General features: G+C 56.5%; 1 pseudogene. It reads right to left on the minus strand.

Annotated elements, in window-relative coordinates:
- A pseudogene (locus BGN91_RS06940) lies at positions 1-1,410 on the minus strand (hypothetical protein); the annotation flags it as partial.

Genomic DNA, 1,410 nt, shown 5'->3' on the forward strand with positions numbered 1-1,410 from the left:
GTTTCGGCGACACCGTATTCCCCGTCGTTGAAGCCGACCTGCTCGAACCAGGCCAACGCCCAGCGACTATCGGCGTCGAAATCGCCTTCCTGTTCGGCCAATGCCTCGTCGAGGGTCTCGTTGATCCGCGCCAGCGCCTCGCGCACGGAGACGGGTTTGCCCTCTGTGTCGAGCACCTTGGCGTAGCGTGTATAGACCGCCATGCCGGGGCCAATGGCCGCCTGAGCGAGGTCGACGGGCGCGATATTCCCGGCCTGGAGATGGCGAAGGGCGGCAGGCAATTCAGCCTTCAGCGCAGCGACGAATTCGCGTCGCGTTGCGGAAGGGGCAGTCGCAATGCGCGGGCGGCACACGAGCACAATGGATGATGCCAGTGCGTTGGCGGTTTGGCCTCGCAACCTAGTATCGCCCTCAGTTCTCATAGGCCACGTGCCATTCACAGCAAATCCGGCGTTGATTACTGCGTCAAGAAAGGTTTCCCAGCCCGTGCTTGAAACTCCCGTATCGTCATCGTTTTCCGATTGCTTAAATGCGTAGTAGATCGTGACCGGAAAAGCCTCGTGCGCCTGCTCTGCCAACCGCCGCATCGCGTCCGACATACCAACGAGAAAGAAATTCTCTGCTTGTTCTCGCCCTCCATGGTTATGTGCGAATGCTGTAAGTTCTTCCCGCTTGGGCACTGATAGCGTGGTAAATAAATCAGGAAAGATTGCTCTTACAGATCCGCGAAGCCAAACGTAGAAATAGTCAGACAGGTCTGCGTAGGGTACGTTGTCGTAGTACGGTGGGTCGGTAGATACGACCTTTGCATCGCTCAAGTTCTGAACACGCGCATTAAGTTGCTGAACATGGCCATATGGCCTCCCTGGGCCATTTTCGAGTGCCTTGCGGAATCCCTCGAAGATGCCAACAATATCACCGCCTGCGCCCGCAAAGGGATTTAGGTCTGCGTAGTCCCACACCATCGCAATTGCTTGACGGCCAAACGCTGGAGCTGACTTACCTTCACCTGATCGCCACCGTGCCAGCGTTACAAGAAATACTGTTTCCTTGCTGATACCAAACGCCAAATACACGCTAATAGCTTCCGCATACGCGGTCGCCCCATATCCCCCTTCCCGCAATGGCACGGAGTCATCTGGCAGCCCCGCTCTCACAGCATCAGCTCGGATCCTGTCGTGTGCCTCGCCGGCGAGATCGGAAAACGTCTTCAGGCAAACGAGCTGTCGGTCCGTAAATAGCTGAGCAAAATTGCTCATTCCGTAGGGCTTCACCCCTAAATATTGGGTGCTGCCAGATATTGATAAGTCTGGCACCCATTCTGGGCGCACAGATCGCGCGATATGCTCGTGTTCCTGGGTTGGCGACAGATAGATTCGCTCACGATCACCTTCAGCGACGATCGCCATG

The sequence above is a fragment of the Nitrobacter sp. 62-13 genome (assembly GCF_001896955.1).
Classification (GTDB): Bacteria; Pseudomonadota; Alphaproteobacteria; order Rhizobiales; family Xanthobacteraceae; genus Nitrobacter.